Here is a 16,404-nt window from a genome sequence, read left to right as displayed (position 1 = left end):
TAAGCCGCCAGATTCTCTTGTCCGGTCGCAAAGTTTGGAAAGACTTCCTGTACTGGACGAAGCGAATCGCTGAAGAGCAGGCAAGGCTTGCCCGGGCTGGGCGAAAAACCTCCCGGCAACTCCGGAAGCTCTACCGGACACGTACCTGCAGGCTCAAACACGCCTTTATCGCTCTGGCCGCGGAAATCGCATGTATCCTCAAGCAACACCACGTGACCACGCTTTTCATCAAAGATCTGACCGGCATCCGGGAGGACATGGACTTCGGGCCGAAAAACATTTTGGTGCACAACTTCTGGGCCTTCAGGATGTTGAGGAATCTTGTCGAGGCCGCCTGTGCCCGAGCTGGGATAAAAGTCGTTCCCATCGAACCAGGCGGCACGTCTTCGAAGTGCGCCGTTTGTGGCTCTCCCATCAGGCGTTTGGTCCGGCACAAGGCGGTGTGCGAAAGATGCGGCTGCGTCTGGCACGCCGACGCCAACGCGGCCTTAAACATACTGCTTTTGGGCTCCTCGAAGGGGCACGGGGCGGAGGCCACGCCCCTGAAGCCGCTTGCCCTCCGGTGGAACTACCACCGGTGGGTAAGCTGCTTCGAATCTACCGCCGGTACGCTGCATGCGGCGAGCGGTAGCCGGTTGGCGACCTGAGTCGCCTGAAGGAATCCCGCCTCCTTTAGGGGGCGGGAGGAAGTCAACCTAGTTTCCCAGATAGAGCAGCGGATTTTTGGGAGTGCCGTTAACTCTTACTTCAAAGTGAAGATGCGGACCCGTAGTCCTTCCTGTCGTGCCGACACTACCTATAACCTGCCCCTTGGACACCTTCTGGCCCACCGAAACATTTATGGTGCTCAGGTGGGCATAATAGGTTTCGAATCCGCCTCCATGATTTACTATCACCAGTTTTCCGTATCCACCGCTTCTGCCGGCGAAGGTCACGATTCCCGCATTGGCAGCCCTCACAAGCGTGCCGGTAGCGTTGGCTATATCAACCCCTGTATGGAATTCGCCTCCCCTATTTCCAAAGCGGGATGTTATCCTGCCGCTCACCGGCCAGTAAAACCTTCCGCTTCCGCGGTATGTAACATCCGTCTTCGTCCCCTGGGCGACTATCCTGGCGACGGGTTCCTTCATGACCTTTTCCTCTAAAGTCTTCTCGGACATCCTTACGCCGTTTTTGTACACCACTTCCGCCGAAACCTGCTTCAACCCGTTTTGGCCTTCCTGCTTTACAACCCTTTTCCCCTGCAAAATTGAATTGTCCTTTACTACTTTGGTTTCATAAGGTATGGTTTCTTGCCTTGTGACCTTTTTTACAACGGTCACGTTAAGCAGCGGTTTTATCTCCTGAAGGTAGACTACATCTCCCGGCGAAAGCTTGTCAGCTGATTTTAGCTGGGAATTGGCCTCAATTAACTCTGCAAGAGGAATATTATTCTTTTTGGCTATATCCCAAAGCGTTTCCCCTTCACGGACGGTGTGGGTCTTCGTTTCAAGGGTACCTTTCAAAATTAAATTTTTCGCTTCATCGGGCGAGAGGACTTCGTTTGCCTTGACAAATTTTTCTACCAGTTTGATTCTATCGGGGACTTCCACCCGGACCAATTCTCCCGGCGCCCCGCTGATGTAATGGTCTTTTACGGCCTGCAGGACCGATTCAGCTGTGCTTTTGTCCTTGACTGCGAGCACTTCGGCGTCATTTATCTTTACGACAACCGCCTTGACCTCTATCGCAATCGATTCTTCCAGCTTCCTCAAAAGCTCGTCCTCGTCGAGCAAACCGTCCTTTGCCGGTTCCCCAATACTCACTTTTATGTCCTGAACCAACTGGATTTCTGAGCCTAATTTTTCCCTGTATTTTTCGATTAGCTTTTGCCTTGCCCTTTCCACAATCTTCTTGTTCTTGACATTACCCAAAAATCTGCCGTCGACGCTTACCGCGTAGACCCTCGCATTCAACGTAGTAAACAAGATTATCAAAACTACTGCAGCCAGGGCACCGGCAGTGGCCAGAAGTCTTTTGTCCTTCAGGCCTTTCAGGTCCGGTAAATTCATCCCCCCACTCCTTTCCTGGTTATTTTTTCAATATTATAAATTTTATCAAATTGTAACTCCTTTGTAATAAAATTGTAACATACTCTAATTCTATTCTACGAATTTTTTATTTTTCCTTCTACTTTCCCTCAATTTTTCATTTGGTATTTTCTAGCAAAACCACTCCTAATCCCACAAGCATGACCAAAATGCCCGCTACCGTAGACATGCCGGGAACCTCACCGAAAATTATGGCCCCCAGAAGTACCCCGCCGGTTACTTCCTGCGTCGAGATTAAATTGGCGTATGTCGGGTGGATGTACCTGATACCCGCATTGTACAGCGTGTGCCCTAACGTGGTGGGCAGCAAACCGAGAAGCACGAGTACAAGCCAGCTAGTCCAGGAGGAAGGCATCGTAAACGAAGGCAAAGCCCATACCAGCAAAAATAAGGCAGAAGTAAAGTACACCCAGAACACGTATTTCAAAAGGGGGAAGTTTTTCCTCTCGCTTCGGCCCACCACCGAATATATTGCAAGGGCGAGAGCAGATAAGAGCGCCATTACGTCCCCCAAAATCATTCGCGGCGTGAGCTTTACTTCAAATCCCGTCAGGATAATAATTCCCAAAATCACCAAAAATATACCTATGTACTTGTACCTCGGGATTTTTTCTTTCAATAAAAATGACGTCAGCACCGTAATCATAATCGGGGCGGTATAAACCAGACTCAGGGAATGGGCTATAGTAGTGTAAAGCACCGAACCTATATAAAAGAAAAAGTGAAACGAAGTTACGAGGCCGTACAGCAGAAATCTAGCAAGCTCTCTTTTGTTAATCGAAAGGTCGACCTTTACGGCTTTAGCCGCGATAAATATAAAAAAACTGCCAATGAGCATCCTGAAAAAGGCTATTTCCGCCACCGGCAGTCCCTCGGCAAACCTGGTGAGTATCGGGCTTGTACTGAAAAACAGTGTTCCCAAAGCGGAAAGAATAAGTCCTTTTGTTTCTTCCTTCAACACCGTCCACTCCCATCCTTCCGGGTTTCTTGAGCATTTCGTAAATCACCTCTCCAAAATCCGTTCCCATCGTGCCGCTTACGGCATTTACGAAATCGTCGGTGGTGGCGTTGCCAAAAACATTCTGTTTAAGGTAAAACCTCAATGCTTCGCGCATTTTACTTTTCCCAATGCGGCTTTCCAGCTCCTTAAGCATTATAGCTCCCTTTTTGTAGACAGTAGCGTCGTACTCGCCCCAGCTTTTAAACTGAGAAACCGGCCTGAGTATCGGACCTGAGCTGTTGCCCAATTCGAAAAATCGGTAGGGGTACAGTATAAAGTCCTGATATACCTCCATTCCTTTGGCCATGCCGTAAACCCCCTCATAATAGAGGACCGTGGAGTACTCCGTCATCGCCTCGTCCAACCAGGGCTCTTTTACCTGGTTATTCCCCACCAGACCGTACCACCACTGGTGGGCGGTCTCGTGGACAATCACATATTCCAAAAGCACCTCGTCGTCCAGCATATGATGGTCTATGAGCACCAAGTTCGGATATTCCATGCCTCCCATGTAAAAGTCGGACATAACTATGGAATATTCATCGTAGGGGTAGGGTCCGAAATATCGATTGAAAAACCTGAGGGCCTGCTTTCCGTATTCCAATGCTTTTTTTGCCGCATCCTCATCGTTGCCAAAATAGTAGACATTGATTTTCGTTCCGTCAACCTTTCCCGAAATCGCCTTTAGATCGGAGCCCGCGACCCAGGCAAAATCCCTAACCAGTTCGGCTTCAAAGACCCACGTGGTGCTGCCACTTTTAATAATCTTTTTTACCGGTTTTCCGGTGGCGGCTATTGTAAAGCCGTCCGGAGCAGTTATGCTTACTTTAAAGCTTGCTGTATCGCTGTAAAATGGGTCTCCTATTGAATAATAAGGGTCTAACTTCCATCCGTTTTCGTCATAGACGCTCAGTATAGGATACCAATTCCCGAAATTGTAGGTGTTTTTGCCGTGTCCGAACCTCCCTAGAGAAAAGGGCACTTTTTCTTGAAATTCTATTTTTATTTCAATCTCTTCACCGGGTTTCAGCGGTTCTGGAACGTTTACCTTGAGGAGCGTACCTTCTTTTTTGAAATTCAGTTTCCTCTCTTTGCTAGTTACATTGGTAATATTTATGAACCCTTCCGAAAACCCCTCTGGGTAAGCGTATTTCAGCTCTTCCGTGGGAAATGGAGCGGTCTTTAGGGATTTAAAAGCCTCTGGATAAATGTGAAAAATAATTTCTGAAAGTTCATTCGGGGTGCGGTTTTGAAATACAACGGTTTGGACTGCGAAGACCATTTCTTTTTTAGGGTCAAACGTCGCATCGATAACATATCGTGGGGCGGTTTTTATGACCTTTTCAACTCTGGAATCGTAATAGTATTTAAATTCCAAATCTCTCCGAATAAAGCCGTAAACTATTGCAAAAGCTGTAACAAAAATAAGAGCAGAATAAATCAATAATCTCCTTTTATTCACTTTCATCGCCCCGGTTTTCTGGATTTTACTAATAATTATATTTTCGAGCGGCTGCTGAATATTCTCCCATTATTCTACCAAAATTTTTAATTTGCTGCCAGGATGTACACACAATCCACAGGATTATCCACAGGTGTATACAACAAAAAAAGTAAAAAACAAAAAAACTCCGGCCGAAACTACCGGAGTTTTCCTTTACAAAATAAAATTGGAGCGGAAGACGGGATTCGAACCCGCGGCACTCGGCTTGGGAAGCCGATGCTCTACCCCTGAGCTACTTCCGCCCGCAACCCTTGATTTTTCTAGCTTTCAGGGGGCGATTTTTTCACCTTCTTTAGAGACTTCGGACTCGCCCTCAAAGGATATATTCGACGTAATACATTAAAATCCTGCCGCACTGCTGCACTTCGGACACGGTGTCCGAAGTTACCTCGGCACAATGTGCCGAGGCGGCGGCGGAGGTGCAAGATAAAATGCGGGCCAAAACAAATATAAAATTTTGGGGTAAAGGACTTGACACGGATGACATTTTTGGATATTTTAAAAATAGAAGGTCAAAGTAAGTGAAAGTAAGGGGTAAGTATTGGTGTTTTCCTCCACCGGCATGACCGGAGGAGGACAGGGAAAAACAGGAGTATCTTCGCAGCTTTCGGGGCTTTCGGGCTGCGGAGATTGAAAAAACTACGAGTGTTCTTGCCCGGCCGAGGGCAAGATTTCAAAAAAGGAAATAATGCGCACTTTTGTGCGCCTATAGAAGGGCAGTCTCAAAGCGAAAATTTAGAATTGTCGCTTTCAGAGCTGTCCTTTTGTGTTTTTTAATGCGGGACGGTGAGCGTCCCGCGCCCCTTCGGGGGGGCAGGGTTGTTCGTGTAGTGCCCGCTGCACGGGATGTGGTGGGCTAGGATAGGAACAAAAAGCACGAACTACCCTGCCCCCCTTTTGCTTTTGTTCGCCCGTTCTTCCATCGTTACTATAAGGCTCCCCATCCAGACTTTTGTTCCCCGCCAAGCCAAAGGAGGGATGGGAATGAAAAAATTTCTTAACACAGAAAGAAACGTTGCCAGAGACATAAAACTGGCGCAAATTCCCACTTCGGGGATTGAGAAAACTGCACGCGTAAAAACGGGTGAAACAAAAAAGGTGGTTGAATGGCGATGGGAAGGGGAAACACGGGTGTTCCTACTGCCCAGGGAGTTCACAGATACCCTCATGGAGTTACCCTTTACACGAGACGTCATTCTAGCGGTTGGGCACATATACCTCCAGCAAGGTTGCCCACCTGACGGGAAAATCAAAACAACTGCAAGAGAAATCGCAGCAACCCTCGGCCTACAGTGGAAGGGGGACCTCGCAGGGAAAATTGAAGACGCCCTGACACTGGCCCGCCTGCTAACCATCCGCAACACACGAAGAAAAATACAGAAAGGAAAAATCTGGTATGAACGAACGGAAATATACGGATTCCTGGATTCCTGGACACGAATCCAGGTCCGGGATGGCAGAGCTATCCCGGCGAACTCGCAGCCAATATTGATACAGCTATCCCCCGAATTCGCCTCGGCACTGCGAAATGGGTTCGTGATTCATATCCCATTGGCTGCGATCCAGGCCGCCCGGAGGGCCCCGGCGCGCTGTAGGGTGGCGGCAAAAAACATAGTGTTTTACCTTGCTTCCCTGCAACCGCTAGAATACGTCACCATATCTGCGAGTAAATTGCGGGGAATAGCGGGGATAACAACCCGCAGGGACAAGGCAAGCAAAACGATACAAAAATGCCTCACCGCCCTCCAGGGTGTGTTTGTAAAAAAATGGGAAAAACAGGGTGACAAATACCACATATGGCTATACCCCCAAGGGGTATAACAATAAAGTGGGACCTAAACGGACCAAAAAGTGGGACCTAAACGGACCAAAAGTGGGACCTAAACGGACCAAAAGTGGGACCTAAACGGACATACCCCGAACCCGCAAACCCGCATCAGGACTGGGTTTGCGGGCACCGAAGGCCTTATATAGACTTTATAGACTTTATAGATATATAGCCTCGCAGCCCTCTCAAAGAGGGCTGCGAGGCTATACCCCCCCCTACTTTCACATTCGCCAAGCGGTCGTGATACCCCTACCCTTTCCCAAAGGCCCTGCCTAACCGGAAAGGAAAGTCAGTCACGACACCACTTGGCGAAAGAAAACAAAGAAAGAAAGGAGGAAAGGGAAATGGACGAATTGGGTAGGTGGTTGGATAAAGTGTACACAAGGCTGGACCATGCAGTCTTTTTCGGGCACTTGCGAGGGTTTAGACGAGCCGGCAACGGCTATGTGGCTTGCTGCCCGAACCACGACGACCGCCATCCCAGTTTCTGGATGCCGATTGGGCGACCATGGGGGAAATGTTTCGCTTGTGGCCACTTCACCACTTGGTGGAAAGAGTTGGAAAATCGTGGGTTGAAAGGCATGGCGGTGATTAAGGAATTGTCCCGGCTGTCGGGCGTTCCGATGCCGGAGGCGTGGCGGGAAGAGAAATTTACCACGGCGGTCAGGGCTCGGGAAAAACTGGAAGAGTGGTGGGAGGGGCGCAGGGCCGCATTGTGGGCGAAGGAGGGCGAAGATGTCCTGGGGTACCTCCGGTCTAGGGGGTACACCGATGACCTTATCCGCCGCATGGACGTGGGCGTCCACTCAGGTACTAGGCTTGCGCCCGGGAATCTACCCCTACCCCGTAAGGAGTACCGTCTCTTAATCCCGATCCGGGTGCCAGGAGGGCGGATAATCGGCTTCGTGGGGCGGCGGCCGGACAATACAAAGCCGAAATACATGTATTCGAAAGGGCTAAATCGTTCGGAAATCCTTTTCGGCCAGCACCGCCTGCGCCCGGGTGTGGTGCCGGTGGTAGTGGAAGGCATACTGGACGTAGAGGCTCTTGCTGCTGCCGGGGTGGAAGGCGTTATCGGGCTTGGTGGGGCTCTGGCTTCTCCGGCCCAAATCCAAACCCTGGCGGGGTATAAGCAGCTTATATTAGGTTTGGATGGCGATGAGGCCGGTCAGGCTGGGACAGAGAAGCTGGTACAGGAACTGGCCATCCGGGGGGTCCGCACGTATGTAGCGGACCTGGCGGGGGCGAAGGATCCGGACGAACTTCTGCGCAGTGCTGGCCCTGAGACGGTGCAGGCGGCATTTCGGCATGCCGTCCCCGGCCACAAATGGCTGGTCTGGCGGTGGTTTTCCGGGGTGGGGAGCCCGGTTGAAAAGGACCGTGCCCTGATGAGGGCGGTGGACCTAGCCGCCAAGCTCAACCCGATTTTGGCGGCGGAGTTCAGGGCGGAGCTTGCGAAAAGGGCTGGCATTTCGGTTGCGTCTCTAGCCGAAGAGATAGACCGAATTCGCAGGGAGCAAACTAGAGAAGAAGCAATCCGCCAGGCCCAGGCAGAGCTGGCGAGAGGGAACGTAGAGAAAGCAGTTGAAGCGCTGAATAATTTAATTATAACAGACGCTACGGGGACATTAGAACCGGTAAAATTTGACAACGAGGAAGATTTAAAAGCGGTGCTAGCGTCAGTCCCTTCAGGAATTGAGTTGCCTTGGCCCGCGCTGACTAGGTTTGTCAGACTTATGCCTGGCTTGACCGTTGTCGGCGCAGCGGTTTCAGCGGGGAAGAGCACATTTCTGTATAACCTAGCATTGTATTTACTTCAAGCCGCCGGCGTTGTAGTCTTCTGGTCTGGTGAGGTCGTGAGGCAGATCATGCTTGCACGTATGCTTTCCATCCTAGTGAACAAAAGTGTTTCTGAGGTATTGATTCAATTAAACAAGGGCGCAATGGATGCTGATGTTTGGGAAGGTACAAGGCAACTAATGGCTTTGGTAAACGAGAAGTTATATGTCACTGACGAACCCCTCACTGTTGACGAGCTTGCCATGCAAGTGAGAGCGGTTGCGAAACATCATAAAATTATAGCAATAATGGTTGACTACCTACAGCAGCTCCTCCCCCCGAGCAAAAACGATGGGAAGTATGCAACAAGAGAACAGGAAGTGACCGCAATTGCGCAGGCGCTACACCGGCTTGGGACCGAACTTGGATTTCCTGTCGTGGCGGCGGCGCAGCTATCTAGAAATAATTTCCAGTATAAGGAAAGACCGAAACTAACCGACTTGAGGGAATCGGGCGGAATAGAGCACTACGCTACTACCGTGCTCGGGCTATGGAACTCGACGATGGCGGCGGCGAAGGTTGCTGCGGGGGCGACTCCGGCGGCCCCGTCAGACGGGTGGTATTGGACCCCAGACGGCGACAGTCCTGAAGCGGATTCGGCTCTTGCTTTAGCCGCTAGCTGGGGTAAAACGTTGCTTGAAGTTTCGGTATTGAAAAATAGATGGCACGGTAACGTCGGTAAAACCATTCCGCTGGGGTTCGACCCTGCTACGGGGCGGATTGAAGAGCTTCCGACCACGCCGGGGCCGCTGGTGCTGGAGCTGCCATTGGAAGAAAACGTCATCAACCTGAAGAAAAACGGAAGGAGGTGAAAAGAACGTGCGTCCGTCCATTCTTCGCAAGGCCCTTGCCCTTACACTTGTACTTGCCTTTACCCTTGCCGCCGTGCCGCCCCAGGCGAGGGCTGAGGTGCTCGAGACAAAGTTAGCGATTGTCTACACGGGTGCGGATGCGGTGCAGCAGGCTCAAACCTTCCAGGCAAAATACAATCTCAAGATCTGGCCGCTCAAGGCCGTGTATACGCACTCTGGTCAGGGCGTTATAAACTGGGCCTCGGGCTGGGGGGCTGGCGCTGAGCAATGGGTGCGCGATACAGAAATATTCACTGCATTAGAGAAGCTCGAACAAACCATCCCTGCGCTCGTCTACCTCATCCCTAAACAACGTATTTTGATTTTACCGCTTTATGCATTCCGGACCAGCACCGCCTCATCCACGTCGGGAGTTTACTTCTCGCCAAATCTTATCTACCTTGCTGGGCAGCGCGTTTCTGCGTCATATGCACTGCTTCACGAGCTTGGGCACGCTGTCTGCGATGCACTGCTTAACACCGAAGGGTACGATTTCAGTCACATCAACTTACTTGGGAGAGAATACCTGCGTTTGCGGGGCTATCCCAAAAACGTCGGGCTTACTGCATCAGCACAAACGAAGTTGGATTGGGACCAACGTGCAGCGGAATACTTTGCCGAGGACTTCGCTTATTGGGTGGCCTGTAAGCTTGGGCTTAACAGGTACATCCACATCCCCGGCACCGGCAGCCCTGAGGTCCTCAAGTGGTTCGACCGTGTGCTCGGGGATGCAACTACCTCTGTATATGCCTACACGGCCGAGGGAGTGGTAGAGGCTCAGGGAAGGGAGGTGGTTTTTGGGAAAGTCTATGTGCCGTTGCAGTTTTTTCGTGAGTTAGGCTTCAGCAGTGATGAACTGCTTGCCGTCTTGCCACGCATTTATCCGGAAAGCTATGCAATTAAAGACACAATTTATGTCCCGCTTCGGAGGGCCGCTACCCAGTTGGGCCTTGTGGTCTACTGGGACGGCCGGGCGGTATATGTAAGGAGGTGATGCCTCTCTATTGTGAACAAGAAGGAGGTGATTGTCCGCAAAGTCCCTCTACAACCTTCCCCTTCGGTGCGCCCGGGGGCCGAGGGGGAAGGGGGTTAATCCCGGGCAAAAAATTAAAGGAGGAGGATGTCTCATGAAAAAGCTCATTTCTCTTACTATTGCTGTTGCGATTCTAATGACCCTGGGGGTTGCCTTTGCCGACCCGGTTATCCAGCGCGTAGATGTCCTGATTCGTGGCGATAGGGGCACTATAGGCACTATAAGCACTCGCGGCTACGTCGTGAATGATGAAGTCTATATCCCTTTAACGGCCGTAATAAGGGTGCTGCGAAAGGATGCGCTGCCGCTGCCTGCGAGGGATCAGCTTCTCGGTGGTGAAGACGGTTTGATATATGCACCGTTCATCAGCTTTGCTACGGAGAGGGGCTACAAAGTCACAAGGGACGTTGCGCTAGAGGCAAAAATAGATGCACTAAAGGCTCGAATGGCGAAGCTTCCATTTGCGCGGCCGTTTAATAAAAGCGTTGTCTTGAACGTCATAAAATAAACCAAAGATAACCCTGAAGGGAGGGGAGCATCTATGTCGGCTTTTGAATACATGCTTAACGGATTACTCTCTCAAGGGCATCAAAGTTTCGAAACTCTACTCGTGCTTCTGGTCGTTGCGGTGGCGATAGCATTTGCAATCAACATTGTTGCGAGTGTCGTGCTCGGAAGACTTCTCGGTTCGCTGTTAGGCAATCTCGCTCTGTTTGCCATGTTGTACTTCATCGGCAGGGTAGCTACTATCGAAGCGACAAAGATGTTCAATCGTGCGTTCTACGTGCTCAATTACACGCTGAACAACGTGCGATACTAGTCACACTTAGCGCAAGAAGTTTTACTGCAACGCAGTAGCATACGTCCTAAAAAGGGTTAGGGAGATAGCCTCTTAAGAGGGCGCCCCGGCGCCCTCCGGGGGACTGGAATAAAAAAAGACAAAAAAAAACAAAAGGAGGGATTTTGATGCCACGGAGGCAAAGTCGGGAGAGGTTAAGCCTTCGCCTCCCCACCGACATGGCTAGGTGGCTCAGGCGTGAGGCGGGGTTAAGGCATACGACGGTTACTGCCATCGTGGAGGAGGCTGTCCAAAAGGCGGTTGAGGGAGAGAAGGCGGAGGCTTTTGCGAGGGCGGCCTTGAAGGCGATATGCAGGGCGGTTGCGAAAGACGAAGAAAAGGCTAGAGAATTCGAAAAACGCATGTTAGCCGAAGCTCTTGTGGATATGAGGATGAGTGGAAATGATGGTTAAGGGCGTGCCGTTGAGGAATCCGAAAAAGATTTACAACGTCGCGCGTTCTTTGCGGCGTTTGGTGGACAGGTATACAACGGATTTACGTCCTTCAGTGTTTGCTAAAGATGGTTTTCACCCGGGCCCTCGTTTCGTGAACGCCTATTTGTTGATAATTGACTACCCTTACCCGGAGGACTGGGTGCAGGCCGCCCGCGAAGCAGCCCGCATCCTTGAGGCCCGGCACGGCGTCCTTTTGGACTGGGCGGCGGGGTATCGGAAGAGCGGCAGGATTTGGCTCATCATAAAGGCCCTTGCGCGTGATAGGGAGACGTTGAAGGCAAAGCGCTTTAGGCCCGATGTGGAGGATTTCGAAGTCCTCCGTTTAAAGCTTCGTAAACCGAAACAAGGGAGGGAGAGGGAGAGATGAAGAAGCTGGCTATCGTGTTTCTTCTCGCGTTCATGCTTGCTCTCGGTTACATGCTACATTTCGAATTTGTGAGAGAGCTCTTCGGGGTTGCAGCAGCTTTCATGTTCCTGTTTATCGGGCTGGCGTTGATTGTGAAGAAGGCTTTTCCATGAGACCCGCAGACAAAGCCTCTAGATTGTCTTTGCAGTGAAGACACGAAAGGAGGGAACTGAAGTGCAAAGTTTTGAAGCGATGATGGAACTTACTTTGAAGTTATTTGAGTTAGCTTTCAGAATAAGCGTATGGTTTTGGGGGCTGGTATTCAAGGCGGTGATGAAGGGCGCAGAGAGGATTAATCGACACCTTAGGAGGTTATTCGAAAGGGGGAGGGAGTGATGACCTATCTTGTCGTTATTGTTGCTGCGATTGTGGCGGCAGTGATGGTAAAGCAATATCCCGTTGCAGCGATTGTGGCTGGAGCTGCTATCGTTGCGGGATATAGGCAGAGGGATAAAGCCTTTCTTCCTCTCGTCTTCGCGGTTTTGTTCGGGCTTGCAGGTTACTATCTATTCAATGCTTATGTTTCCGTTATAGGGCTATTCGGTAAATCAATGGCTCAAGAGCAATTAAAATTAACGGACGTTCTTACGTTTTCGAAAGCGCCTCTATCGGCTTTATGGGTGCGTTATGGCTTGCTAATCGGTGCTTTTATCGGGCTTTTACTCAGTTCACTTGCCCTCAGTTCATCGAAGCACGATTCCCGCCACGTCCACGGCCTGCCGGTGGCTCGGAATGCTGCGAAGGGCACACGCAGGTGGGCCGGGGATGCGGACCTGGCCCATGTGGCGGAGTTTGGGCCGCCGAAGGAGGGGAGGTTCGGGGGCGGAACACTGATTGGGAGGTTGAATGGCAGGATAGTCCGGCTTTACCCGGACAAATGCAAGCCCCCTTTACCGCAGCATGCGGCGGTTGTGGCAGGCACGGGTGCTGGTAAGACGTTTTCGTTCGTGATTCCGAATATGGTTTGCGCTGCGATGGAGGGGGAAAGCATTGTAGTGACCGACCCGAAGGGAGAGCTGACTTGTATTTTAGGGCCGTGGCTGCAATCAAGAGGTTATAAAGTGTATGTTTTCAACCTTGCGCATCCCCAATGGTCGTCGTTTTGGAACCCCGTTCTTGAGGCACGGGATGACGAAGAAATCACGGCTTTTGCTACTGCGATAGTGCAGAATGCTGCAAAAGACAAGTCTGGCTACTTTGTTATGAAAGAGATTCAGCTCTTAAAAGCACTCATCTATCTTCTCAAAGCCGACTTCCCGCCGGAGCAGGCCCACCTTCGGAGTGCTTTGAGCCTGCTATCCTGGCCGATTGAAATTTTAAACGAGCGTTTCACGAAAGCATATCAAACCGGAAAGCTGCCGGTTGAAGGCTGGGAAGAGTGGCGGGGGGCTGTCAGTGAGAACTACCAGAACGCAGTATCGGGGTTGACGGCGAAATTAGGCGTGGTAAGGGCAGCTTCAATTGCGCGGTTATTGTCGAAGCACGAGATAGACCTCTCGGCCCTTGGCAGGGAGAAAGCGGCGTTGTTTTGCATATTGCCGATAGGGAGCGGCCATTTGAAGCCGGTATTGGCGACGTTTTACTACTTCTTCTTCAGAAGACTTTATGCCCTTGCTGCTGAGAATGGTGGTAGGCTGCCGAACCCGGTGAGGTTCTTGCTGGATGAATTTACCAACGTCGGCCAGATACCGGGATTTGTGGAGGTTATCAGCACCGCCCGGTCTCTTGGGATTAGGATACAGTTCGTCTTGCAAGGGTTAAAACAATTACAGGACGTATACGGAGCTGCTGAGGCTGAAGCGATATTATCGAACTGCCCGATACAAGTCTTTCTAGGTGGGGACGATGCAACGACGACAAAATACTTCTCTCAGAGATTAGGCGAAGCTGCGGTCTATGCGGTATCGGAGCGGCAGGATGTATCATTGCCGTGGAACCGATATACGAAAGACAGGAGGATAACCGAATCAGTGACGAAACGCCCCTTAATGATGCCCGAGGAACTTGCGGGCATGGACCCCCTTCACGGCGTTGCGCTGGTGAGATGGGCGCTGCCGATATATTTCAAGAAGGTGGGGTGGACAGAGCTTAAGCAAGCAAAAGAAATTCAAGCCCTTGCTGCGAAGTCGCTTGCAGAGATATTCCCGGCCCGTGATGAAGAGCCTATCGAGCTGCCTAAACCGCCGGTCGAGATTGAGGAAAACGGGCTTGACATAGACATGGAAGCTGCTGAAGAGCTGTTCTGAAACGCCCTCAAAATTGGCTTTTAAGGGCACTTTTTGAAGTAGGGGGATATCATTATATCCCCCTACCTTGAAAACCCTGTTTAAAAGCCAATTTTGTGCGTCTGAGGGGCAAATTCTTGTTTGAGGGAGGTGGTTTTCTATGATGGGGAGCACTCACTTTCTCACGGGGGCCGTGGTCGGGGCGACGGTGGGAATGAAGACCGGCAATATCCTTGAAGGGGCGGCGCTTGGAGGGTTTGCGGCCCTACTGCCCGATGTGGATCACCCTGGGAGCATCGTCGGAAAGCTGGTGAGGCCGGTTGCGGTTGTGCTGGAGGCTATTAGCGGGCATAGGAGCATAACTCACACCATCTGGTTTTGCCTCGTGACGTCGCTGGCCCTGGCAGCACTGTTCAGTAATTTAGGCTTCTTCTGGATATTGTTTTTGGGGAGCTTCAGTCACATAATGCTTGACTCTCTCACAAGGTCCGGCACTACGCCGATACCGCCGCTCCCATTCCATCCCAGAGGGCCCTTTACAACCGGCAATATCCTGACCGAGGGGGTGATATCGGCGCTTGCAGTGTTCATGTTAATCAAAATCTTATCAATCTCAATCTAAAAGAGGGAGGGAGCACTATGGGAGAGGTGTTCTATTTGGATTATTACAGAAACTGGAAGAAAGGGGTGAAAAACAACGTGGACGTCATGGAATATCTCTTCCAAGCAAGGCTCACAAGAGAGTCTATACCGGCCACGATAGCCGCACTCGACTTCATGGTTGACGGGCCTACATGGATTTTGTCCTTCCCTAACCTTGACGGCGTGAAGGGCCTTGTGCCTGCTTCCGAAGCGGGGGTGGATGCAAGGGTGATGTCAAGGCTGGTGGGACAAAAGCTCAAGGTAAAAGTTAAAGGTATCGACAGGGCGAACAAGCTCGCAGCTTGCTCGGTGAGAGAAGTATTTGAAGAAGCCGCCCAAAAACTGAAAACTGGTGACATATTAGAGGGCACGGTGTTAACTACAGCACCGGGAGGGACTTTGTTGGTAATTGCTGATGATGCGCTTGTCGAAATACCGAAAGAGAAAGCACGAAAATTTCTCTCATTGCCGGTCTATCAGCAGTATTCGCCGGGGCAGCAGGTAGAAGTGAGAATCGTTAGCGTAGATGAAGGGAAGGCGACCGGCGAGGTGGTACTGCCTGACCCCTGGGAGCACGCAGATTACAAGCGAGGGCAATTTGTTTCAGCTATAGTCTATAAAATCAAGGACGGCATAGTTTGGCTGGAGCCCGAGCTTACCCCCGGCCTGCTGGGTATAGCCCCTGTGCCGGTCAAGGGTTCATTGGAACGTGGCGACAGGGTAATTGCCGTCGTTGCAACGTTCGACCCTTCGGCGAAAAAACTGCGGTTCAGGATTGTTAGGAGGGTTAGTTGATGACGAACTATGGACGCGGCAGGAAGGCGGAATATAAAGCGATAGAGGAGCTGCGGAGACGGGGTTTTCAAGCCTTCCGCACGGCGGGGAGCAAAGGGCCCTTCGATGTGGTGGCGTTCAGTGAAAAAGAAATTGTTGTGGTGCAGGTGAAGCGGGGCAAGAAGAAGAGGGCCACAAAAGACGCCAAAGAGCTCCTCGCCTCCCTCCCCTGCCCTTCGGGTGTAAGAAAAGAGATATGGATATGGGTGGATAAGCAAGGATTTATCAAGAAGGAGGTGGTCTCATGAGTAAGGGGCTGATAACCTCACAGAGGGCCGCAGAAGTCCTTGCTTTTCTGGAGGAAGTTGGCCCTTCTACTGAAGAGGCACTTATCATTGCTTTCGGGCCAAAAACGCAGAAAGCCCTTAAACACCTGCAAAGGGCCGGATATGCGTTCCCGATCCAGCGGGAAGGGGTCGAGTTTTGGACGGCAGGGGATAAGGCTTTCGATATGAAATCGCAGTTGAGTTATAGCTGGTTTTGCGCCCGGCTACTTGAATCGGGAGGCAGGGTTATTGATGGGATAGCAGTCTTTCCCCGGGGGCAAGCGTTCAAGATAGAAGTCGACGGCGACAGGGTATTCACTGGGCAGTATGCGTTCTTTTTCGAAGATCTCATAAGAAAGCCTCTTCCTGAATGCGTTAAGAGAACCTAAACGTCCGACAAGGATAAACACTTGAAATGCCTTACGGAGAACCCTTTTCAAGGAGGTGATTGTCGGACAGGGTTATAAAACCGCCGCGGGAAGACCCGCCTCCTTTAGGGGACGGGATGGAAGCGGCTGTGCAAGTATCTCCAAGGGCCGCTTAAGCGGCACCTGGAGTAGTCGGGACGGAAGTGACGGTCCCCTCCGGGAGGC

At 51.1% G+C, this 16,404-nt stretch carries 18 protein-coding genes and 1 tRNA gene; 15 read left to right on the top strand and 4 right to left on the bottom strand.

Annotation, left to right across the window (positions count from 1 at the left end):
* Nucleotides 1-647 (top strand): zinc ribbon domain-containing protein (locus AN618_RS10665; RefSeq protein WP_157081719.1); only part of this gene is annotated, 647 nt, incomplete at its 5' end.
* A 48-nt stretch (nt 648-695) separates the two neighbouring features.
* Here AN618_RS10665 and AN618_RS10660 read toward each other — a convergent pair.
* The 4 genes from AN618_RS10660 to AN618_RS10645 form a co-directional block, all read right to left on the bottom strand.
* Nucleotides 696-2,051, bottom strand: coding sequence for a peptidoglycan DD-metalloendopeptidase family protein (locus AN618_RS10660; protein ID WP_066354863.1), 1,356 nt, complete (start codon nt 2,049-2,051; stop codon nt 696-698).
* A gap of 136 nt (nt 2,052-2,187) precedes the next feature.
* Nucleotides 2,188-2,982 (bottom strand): DMT family transporter, encoded by a 795-nt coding sequence (locus tag AN618_RS10655; protein ID WP_245628501.1) that lies wholly within the window; start codon nt 2,980-2,982, stop codon nt 2,188-2,190.
* Entirely contained in the window at nt 2,891-4,558 is a 1,668-nt protein-coding gene (locus AN618_RS10650) for a M1 family metallopeptidase (protein WP_245628500.1), read from the bottom strand. Before AN618_RS10650 ends, AN618_RS10655 begins: the two co-directional genes overlap by 92 nt.
* 203 nt (nt 4,559-4,761) lie before the next feature.
* Nucleotides 4,762-4,836, bottom strand: a tRNA-Gly gene (locus tag AN618_RS10645).
* Nucleotides 4,837-5,578: 742 nt separating this feature from the next.
* Here AN618_RS10645 and AN618_RS10640 point away from each other — a divergent pair.
* The 14 genes from AN618_RS10640 to AN618_RS10585 all read left to right on the top strand — a co-directional run bounded on the left by AN618_RS10640 (nt 5,579) and on the right by AN618_RS10585 (nt 16,200).
* A complete protein-coding gene (locus AN618_RS10640; protein WP_066354842.1) occupies nt 5,579-6,415 on the top strand; it encodes a hypothetical protein in 837 nt (278 codons plus the stop codon).
* A gap of 351 nt (nt 6,416-6,766) precedes the next feature.
* Nucleotides 6,767-9,073, top strand: a complete 2,307-nt coding sequence (locus tag AN618_RS10635) for a DnaB-like helicase C-terminal domain-containing protein (RefSeq protein ID WP_066354840.1) — start codon at nt 6,767-6,769, stop codon at nt 9,071-9,073.
* Between the two features lie 7 nt (nt 9,074-9,080).
* The gene (locus AN618_RS10630) at nt 9,081-10,106 is read left to right on the top strand and encodes a hypothetical protein (RefSeq protein WP_066354838.1); all 1,026 of its coding nucleotides are present in this window, start codon (nt 9,081-9,083) and stop codon (nt 10,104-10,106) included.
* A 133-nt stretch (nt 10,107-10,239) separates the two neighbouring features.
* Nucleotides 10,240-10,653: a hypothetical protein gene (locus tag AN618_RS10625; protein WP_066354836.1), complete on the top strand. Its 414-nt coding sequence runs from the start codon at nt 10,240-10,242 to the stop codon at nt 10,651-10,653.
* Nucleotides 10,654-10,812: 159 nt separating this feature from the next.
* Nucleotides 10,813-10,965 carry a hypothetical protein gene (locus AN618_RS13180; protein ID WP_157081718.1) on the top strand — a complete coding sequence of 51 codons (153 nt, stop codon included), beginning with the start codon at nt 10,813-10,815 and terminating at the stop codon, nt 10,963-10,965.
* A 146-nt stretch (nt 10,966-11,111) separates the two neighbouring features.
* Entirely contained in the window at nt 11,112-11,396 is a 285-nt protein-coding gene (locus tag AN618_RS10615) for a hypothetical protein (RefSeq protein WP_066354828.1), read from the top strand.
* The gene (locus AN618_RS10610) at nt 11,386-11,805 is read left to right on the top strand and encodes a hypothetical protein (protein ID WP_066354827.1); all 420 of its coding nucleotides are present in this window, start codon (nt 11,386-11,388) and stop codon (nt 11,803-11,805) included. Before AN618_RS10615 ends, AN618_RS10610 begins: the two co-directional genes overlap by 11 nt.
* A complete protein-coding gene (locus tag AN618_RS13175) occupies nt 11,802-11,957 on the top strand; it encodes a hypothetical protein (protein WP_157081717.1) in 156 nt (51 codons plus the stop codon). Before AN618_RS10610 ends, AN618_RS13175 begins: the two co-directional genes overlap by 4 nt.
* A gap of 61 nt (nt 11,958-12,018) precedes the next feature.
* Nucleotides 12,019-12,180, top strand: a complete 162-nt coding sequence (locus AN618_RS13170; RefSeq protein ID WP_157081716.1) for a hypothetical protein — start codon at nt 12,019-12,021, stop codon at nt 12,178-12,180.
* Entirely contained in the window at nt 12,180-14,090 is a 1,911-nt protein-coding gene (locus tag AN618_RS10605; protein ID WP_066354817.1) for a VirD4-like conjugal transfer protein, CD1115 family, read from the top strand. Before AN618_RS13170 ends, AN618_RS10605 begins: the two co-directional genes overlap by 1 nt.
* A gap of 139 nt (nt 14,091-14,229) precedes the next feature.
* Nucleotides 14,230-14,691 (top strand): metal-dependent hydrolase, encoded by a 462-nt coding sequence (locus AN618_RS10600; protein ID WP_066354814.1) that lies wholly within the window; start codon nt 14,230-14,232, stop codon nt 14,689-14,691.
* A 17-nt stretch (nt 14,692-14,708) separates the two neighbouring features.
* The gene (locus AN618_RS10595) at nt 14,709-15,506 is read left to right on the top strand and encodes a hypothetical protein (protein WP_066354812.1); all 798 of its coding nucleotides are present in this window, start codon (nt 14,709-14,711) and stop codon (nt 15,504-15,506) included.
* Nucleotides 15,506-15,793, top strand: a complete 288-nt coding sequence (locus AN618_RS10590) for a PDDEXK family nuclease (protein ID WP_066354809.1) — start codon at nt 15,506-15,508, stop codon at nt 15,791-15,793. The genes AN618_RS10595 and AN618_RS10590 overlap by 1 nt, the downstream gene beginning before the upstream one ends.
* Entirely contained in the window at nt 15,790-16,200 is a 411-nt protein-coding gene (locus AN618_RS10585) for a hypothetical protein (protein WP_066354807.1), read from the top strand. The genes AN618_RS10590 and AN618_RS10585 overlap by 4 nt, the downstream gene beginning before the upstream one ends.
* Nucleotides 16,201-16,404: the final 204 nt, after the last annotated feature.

Source organism: Fervidicola ferrireducens, from assembly GCF_001562425.1.
In the GTDB taxonomy this organism is placed as follows: Bacteria; Bacillota; Thermosediminibacteria; order Thermosediminibacterales; family Thermosediminibacteraceae; genus Fervidicola; species Fervidicola ferrireducens.
This window is presented reverse-complemented; position numbering and strand designations above follow the sequence as displayed.